This is a genomic window from Mesorhizobium sp. M1A.F.Ca.IN.022.07.1.1, assembly GCF_003997575.1.
Lineage (GTDB): Bacteria > Pseudomonadota > Alphaproteobacteria > Rhizobiales > Rhizobiaceae > Mesorhizobium.
Genome location: NZ_RZST01000672.1, coordinates 1 through 916 on the forward strand (window position 1 = coordinate 1; position 916 = coordinate 916).

The window sequence follows — 916 nt, forward strand, 5'->3', positions numbered from 1 at the left end:
GCGCGCACTTGGCGAGGGGCGTTTCGGAGACGATCGAGCCAGGAGAGATGAAGAGCCATGACCCAGGACAGTCTGGTGGTCTGCACCAAATGCGGCGGGATCAATCGCCTGCCGCCGAACCGAGACGGTAGCGGTGCAAAATGCGGAAAATGCGGCGCCCGACTCTTTTCGGGCCATCCAGAAGATGTGGACGCGGTGAATTTTGATCGTCAGGTCGGCCGCTGCAGTCTGCCCGTTCTGGTCGACGTCTGGGCTCCATGGTGCGGCCCTTGCAAGATGATGGCGCCCGCCTATGAAGCGGCCGCCAAGGTGCTTGAGCCGCATGTTCGGCTGATCAAGCTGAATTCTGACGTGGAACAGGCGCTTGCGGCCAGGCTCGGCATTCGCGGGATTCCCACCATGATCCTGTTTCACCACCAGCGGGAAATCGCGCGCACATCGGGGGCCATGAGCGCTGCCCAGATTGTCAGCTGGGTTCGCGAACATGCGCCGACAATCATGAGGTAAGCCGTCGCCAAACCAAGGCTCGATTGACCCTGATCAAGGTCAAATCCGGTCGCTGCAGTAGGAATGGCCTTGAAGGGAGTTTGCCATGACCACTTTGCACGACCTCACCCCGAATTTCAGGACCATTCGCCTGCTTCTGGCTCGCGAGAAGGGTCATCCGGAAGGAGACCGCGAAGAAGGCTACGACGTGCTGGCGCCGCTTACTGACGAGGGACGGCTCGATGCCGAGGAATGGAAATCACACCAGGCCTCCTGTCGTGTCCGGCGTTTTCGCGCTGGCGAAGGCGACCTTATCGGCCGCTTACGTCGCAAGCCGGGCGGACAATGGTTCTTCGACTATGCCGAAGGTGACCGGGATGACGAGGTCGGGTTTCATCTCGGCGAGGAACGCTTCGTCACCGGTGAGTAT

General features: G+C 60.6%; 2 protein-coding genes. Both read left to right on the forward strand.

Features of this window, described 5'->3' with window-relative positions; translation table 11 throughout:
• The first annotated feature begins 57 nt into the window (after positions 1 to 57).
• Positions 58 to 507: a thioredoxin TrxC gene (gene trxC / locus EOA75_RS33295; protein ID WP_127326168.1), complete on the forward strand. Its 450-nt coding sequence runs from the start codon at positions 58 to 60 to the stop codon at positions 505 to 507.
• Positions 508 to 592: 85 nt separating this feature from the next.
• Positions 593 to 916: hypothetical protein (locus EOA75_RS33300; protein ID WP_127326169.1), on the forward strand; the 324-nt coding region annotated here is incomplete at its 3' end.